General features: G+C 63.1%; 3 protein-coding genes, 1 tRNA gene and 1 pseudogene. 1 reads left to right on the top strand and 4 read right to left on the bottom strand.

Annotation, left to right across the window (positions count from 1 at the left end; translation table 11 throughout):
* From JCM19049_RS07455 to JCM19049_RS07435, 4 genes are all read right to left on the bottom strand, one after another.
* Positions 1-346: N-6 DNA methylase (locus JCM19049_RS07455; RefSeq protein WP_279402684.1), on the bottom strand; the 346-nt coding region annotated here is incomplete at its 3' end.
* Between the two features lie 171 nt (positions 347-517).
* On the bottom strand, positions 518-1,465 hold the full coding sequence (locus tag JCM19049_RS07450) for a DUF808 domain-containing protein (RefSeq protein WP_054821266.1): 948 nt from the start codon (positions 1,463-1,465) through the stop codon (positions 518-520).
* A gap of 1,056 nt (positions 1,466-2,521) precedes the next feature.
* A tRNA-Thr gene (locus JCM19049_RS07440) sits at positions 2,522-2,595 on the bottom strand.
* A gap of 177 nt (positions 2,596-2,772) precedes the next feature.
* Positions 2,773-3,492 carry a thioredoxin domain-containing protein gene (locus JCM19049_RS07435; protein ID WP_279402683.1) on the bottom strand — a complete coding sequence of 240 codons (720 nt, stop codon included), beginning with the start codon at positions 3,490-3,492 and terminating at the stop codon, positions 2,773-2,775.
* 359 nt (positions 3,493-3,851) lie between these two features.
* Between JCM19049_RS07435 and JCM19049_RS07430 the strand changes: the two are divergent.
* A pseudogene (locus JCM19049_RS07430) lies at positions 3,852-5,391 on the top strand (trehalose-6-phosphate synthase).
* Positions 5,392-5,606: the final 215 nt, after the last annotated feature.

The raw sequence follows: 5,606 nt of genomic DNA, 5'->3' as shown, positions 1-5,606 counted from the left end.
GCGGGTTGCCGATCACCGCGTCCATGTCCTGGCGACCGGTGACCTCAAAGAAGTTAGCGCAGCGGATTCGCGCGCTGGCCCCGTGCTCGGCGAGGATCCGTTCGGCGGCGTGCACCGACGGCTCATGCAGTTCAATGCCGTGCAGGCTGGTGGCCCCGCGCCCGTCATCAAGCAGTTCATGCGCGACCGTCAGGAACTGGGCTTCTCCGCAGGAAGGTTCCAGGACCCGGCGAGCGCCCTGGTCCAGTGCCCAGCCGGTCATGAAGCGTGCTATGGGTTCCGGGGTGAAGTAGGCGCCGCGCCCATGCCGGGCCGCGGCTGCTGCCTTTACTTGTTCACTGCTCAACACGCTTTGATCTTTCCATGGCTCGCCGACACTTTAGCCCGGTTCTGCCTCATCCGGCGGCCCGGTTCCGTTCCCGACCGCAAGGCGAGTGCGGCAACGGCCGTATCCGACCAATCCTATCCACAACCAGGTCCACCGCGCCCCTGCGGATGTCACCGCAGGGGCCCGGGATTAGGCGTGCTGGGCGCTGCGGCCCTGGCGGATCCGGCGGATCCCCAGCACGATGCCAGTCACGACACTGCCCACCAGCAAGCCGGCGACGCAGGAGAGCCCGGTGTTCACCAGCCACCCGATAACCGGACCAGCGGAGCCGGTGGCTCCGGCGGCCGCCAGCTCCAGGTGGTGCACCAGCGCGTAGGGGGCGTGCCAGCCCAGCTCGTCCAGACCGACCAGTATGATGTGCCCGCCAACCCAGAGCATGGCCACCACACCGACCTTGCCCAGCACGGACATGATCACCGGCATCGCCTTGACCAGGGCCCGGCCGATCAACTGCAGGAAGTGGGAGGTGCGCTGGGCCAGGTGCAGACCGACATCATCCATCTTCACGATCAGCCCGACCACCCCGTACACCACAATGGTCATGCCCAGGGCCACCGCGATCAGGATCATGGTGCGCATCCAAAAGCCCTCGGCGGCGACCTCGTTCAGGGAGATCACCATGATCTCCGCAGACAGGATCAAGTCCGTGCGCACCGCGGCACCGATGATCGACTTTTCATCGCGCACCTGTTCGCCGGACACCGGGTCGTGGTGGCGGATGATGTGCAACAGTTCCAGCACCTTCTCCGCCCCTTCGAAGACAAGGTAGGTGCCGCCCAGCATCAGCAAGGGGGTTAGCGCCCAGGGGGCAAACTGTGAGAGCAGCAGCGCCAGCGGCAGGATGATCAGCAGCTTGTTGCGAATTGAGCCCAGCGCAATCTTCCACACGATCGGCAGCTCGCGCTTGGGCGAAATTCCGGCCACATATTGCGGGGTGACCGCGGCATCATCCACCACGACACCCAGCGCCTTGCTGCTGGCCTTTCCGGCGCCCAAGGCCACATCGTCCAATGAGGTGGAGGCCAGCTTGACCAGAGCCGCGATGTCGTCCAGGAGTGCTACCAGTCCACCGGCCATCGTTCGTCCTTTGCTCGAAGAAGGTTTCGGGCTTACGCCGGCTTCCAGAATACCGAGTCAACTCCCCGCTGAGCCTGCGGCACCACCGCATGCGGGTTGTTCTCAGCACACTTTTGTCTTCGAACCAGCTTCCGGCGAGCGCCCCGGACGTACACGAGCGCTGTCTTTGGTCGAAGTGGGGCACCGGGTTCCGCAGAAAGTCGGTTTCTCAGCTCCTCACATCGGCTCCCGAACGCTTAGGAACGGGCCGACAAGCTCGCGCCGAACGGTTGTGGTTCCACCATCTGTGCCCCAGTGGTTGCGGCGGTCGGTGCGACCAGTGGCTGGGCAAACCTGGGCGGCAGGGCATGGGCGACCGCACTGTAAGGCCAGTACTTCACCCGAAATGTAACCGAAACGCTTCGCCTGGCCCGGTCAAAGAAGGAACTGATTATGGTTCCAGGGGCTTCCAGTCCTACTACCTGCAGGACTGGGGTAGGCAATGAAACATGCAGAAACCGCAACTGGTCGCTGATTGGGTCAATCATTGCGACCAGACTCGGTCCTTCGTGGACGGAGACCAACCCCATCACATCATCCAGTGGTTCCCGGGGCCCGGTCATAATGACCGGCATGCCCGGCATCCAACCGTGTTGCTGCAGGTATTGGCGACCATGGCGGGTTCCGATCAGTTCCGAGACCCGCTGTGCGGTACGCGACCGGGCGACTCGACCTGGCATTTGTCCTAACCTCCACAACTCGCAACTTCCAGAATGTCCCCATCAGTCACGCTGCGTGTGAGTGGAACCGACTACGAGCAGCAACGCAAGAACGGTTGCCACAACAACGGCAGGTGTAGGGAGAAGATAGCCGCGAAGATTCAGATCTTCCAGATTTTTGAGGATTCTCTCAGGGTACCGATGTCCCTCGGGCGGCGAACGCGATGGTTACCGGACGACAGAGGGCCAGCCCTGCACGCTCAAGTCCGCCCTAATGGCGGGAAGGGTGAGCGTTGGGAAAGGGAAAAGCAAAACCCCCGGGAACATGCTCGAACGCGCATGCTCGCCGGGTGAAGAGAGCCCCCTACCGGATTCGAACCGGTGACCTTCAGTTTACAAGACAGACGCTCTGGCCAGCTGAGCTAAGGAGGCGTACCGAATAAGAATATCGGAACTGCCACCCGCGGGCGAATTCGCCCCTCACAGCGCCAGCCGAAAGCTGCCCTCTTAACGGCCGAAGGAGCCCGCGTCATAGCGGACTCCCCACGGCTTCTTGGGTGCGAGATCAATACGGGATCCTACCCGATCCTCCCGCGAACCCCCAAGAGGTTAGGCGTTGGCCTTCATGGCCGCTTCGACCTGGGCCACGAAGTCATCCTGGCCCAGCACGAATTCCTTGTCCTGGACAAAGATTGTCGGGGTACCGGCGATGCCGTCAGCCTGGGCGGCTGCGGTGGTGTACTGCACGAACGGGCGGAAGTTGCCGTCATCGATGCACTTGGAGACGTCCACGCCCTTGGACTTGGCCAACTCTGCCAGCTGGGCATTCTTCATCTCGCCCTGCTCGTAGTGGGCAAAGACGCCCTCGACAAAACCGAGGTAGGCCGAAGGGTCGGCATCGGCAACGCAGGCCATGGCGTTGGCCGCACGTGAGGAGTAGTTCGTGGCCGAACCACGATCCAGGTAACCGACCATGCGGTATTCCACGGTGACCTTGCCATCAGCCAGCCACTGGTGCAGCTGCTGGCCGTAGGTCTTTTCAAAGTCCGCGCAGTGAATACAGTTCGCATCGGCGTAAATGGTGATGTTCACCGGTTCGTCCTTGGCCCCCACCTTCAGGTCGCGCGGCTTGGGTTCCGCACCCTGCTGTGCTTCGCCAGCGTTGTTGACATCCACGTTGACTTCGGAAGTTGAGGCGAACTCGGTGTCCGAAACCAGGGTGATGCCGCCGGCGGCGTTGCCGCCCTTCGGAGCCGTCCCCGAATCGGCGACCTTGCCGCTTTGGTTCTGCAGGATCAGTACGACCACCAGCGCGATCACCACGACCACTGCGGCGACGACGCCCAGCTCGACGAACAGCGACTTGCGCTTCTCCGCCGCTTCCTGGGCAGCTCGGATCTGCGCGGCCTTTTCGCGCGCGCGGCCTGCCGTTCAGACTTGGACGGCCGGGGGTTTGTTGAAGACATATTCTCTGAGTCCTTGCTCTGCGACAGACTGAATCCGAGACAATCCTAGCCAATCCATTGGCGCAAAGTCGCGCCAATGGCGCCCTTGAGAGCGCTTCACAGCACTCACTTATGCTTCCCAAATATGCCGCTCAGCCGGCAGCGCGGATCCGTCGCCAACTGGAGACACAAATATCCATCCAAGTTTCCTTCGTCACATTGATTCACTAGGCTCATGAGGTAATGGGGTCCCCGACGTTAGTAGAATTCGTCGTGGAACCATCGTGCGCAGATGAATCACCGAATGCGCGAATCACGACATTCAGGAGGTCAATCGTGAGCCAGGACGCTGAGATCCAGATCCCGGATACGGACTATGATTTCGTGGTGGTCGCCAACCGTCTGCCGGTTGACCGCATCACCAATGAGGACGGTTCGCCAGGATGGCGCCGCTCCCCCGGTGGCTGGTGACGGCGTTGGCTCCCATCATGGCGGCCTCCACCGGCGCCTGGGTCGGGTGGCATGGCGCCACCGACGAGGTGCTGGAGGATTTCGACAAGGACGAAATCCACATGGTGCCGGTTCCGCTCTCCGAAGAGGACCTGCAGCTGTACTACGAAGGCTTCTCCAACTCGACCCTGTGGCCGCTGTACCACGATGTGATTGTGCCCCCGGAATACCACCGCACCTGGTGGGAGAACTACCGCAAGGTCAATCGCCGCTTTGCCGACGCGGTGCTGCGGGTGGCAGCCCGCGGCGCGACCGTGTGGGTGCACGACTACCAGCTGCAGCTGGTGCCCAAGATGCTGCGTGAGGCCCGCCCGGATCTGCGCATCGGGTTCTTCAACCACATCCCGTTCCCGCCGGCCAGCTTGTTCTCCCAGCTGCCCTGGCGCCGCCAGATCCTGGAGGGCCTGGCCGGAGCCGACCTGGTGGCTTCCAGCGCGAAACCGACGCGGCAAACTTCGTGCGCGGGCTGCGCCGCTACACCAACTACTCGGTCAAGGGCCATGAGGCGACCCCGGATGCCTCGCACAGCGTTCAGAACGTGTGCCGCGCCGCCGCCCACCCGATCTCCATCGACACCGCCGATGTGGCCGAGCTGTCCAAGGATCCGCAGATCCAGGAACGCGCCCGCCAGATCCGTGAGGGCCTGGGCAACCCGAAGACCGTGATGCTGGGTGTGGACCGCCTGGACTACACCAAGGGGATCCGCCACCGTTTGAAGGCCTACGGGGAGATCCTGGCCGACAAGCAGCTCAAGGCCGGCGAGGTCTGCCTCATTCAGGTCGCCAGCCCCAGCCGCGAGAACGTGGACCGCTACATCCAACTGCGCAACCAGGTCGAGCTGATGGTCGGCCAGATTACCGGCCAGCACGACACGCTCAGCCACACCACGGTGCGCTACCTGCACCATTCCTACCCGATGCGCGAGATGATTGCCATGTACCTGGCGGCCGACGTGCTGCTGGTGACCTCGCTGCGCGACGGCATGAACCTGGTCGCCAAGGAGTACGTGGCCGCCCACCAGGACGGCAAGGGCGTGCTGGTGCTCTCCGAGTTCACCGGCGCGGCCGACCAGCTGACCCAGGCGGTGCTGGTCAACCCGCACGACATTGACGGGATGAAACAGCGTATTGTGGATGCCGCGAACATGTCGCCGCAGGAGCAGTCACGGCGTATGCGCCGGATGTTCCGCCACCTGGAGGAGCACGACGTAATGCGGTGGTCGAACAAGTTCCTGGAGGAACTCGCGGCCATCAAGTCGCGCGTCAAGGCCTAACCGGTGTCGCGGCCCGCGATAGAACAGACACATGGACAGAAGCATGGATGGATCATTGGTCTCAGCCCTTAGCCCCGAGCTGCGTCGGGCCCTCACCGGCCTGTCGGGCACTTCACCCCTGGTGATTGCCCTGGATTTTGACGGCACCATGTCCCCGCTGGTGGACCGCCCGGAGGATGCGCGACCGCTGCCGGCCTCCGCCGCTGCGGCCCAGC

This window comes from Arthrobacter sp. JCM 19049 (assembly GCF_001310435.1).
The sequence above is the reverse complement of the archived record's forward strand: the minus strand, read 5'-3'. Positions and strand labels throughout refer to the sequence as shown.

Bases quoted from the DNA above. Each gene is read 5' to 3' on its own strand.
- JCM19049_RS07450 (WP_054821266.1), bottom strand. From the start codon at position 1,465: ATGGCCGGTGGACTGGTAGCACTCCTGGACGACATCGCGGCTCTGGTC.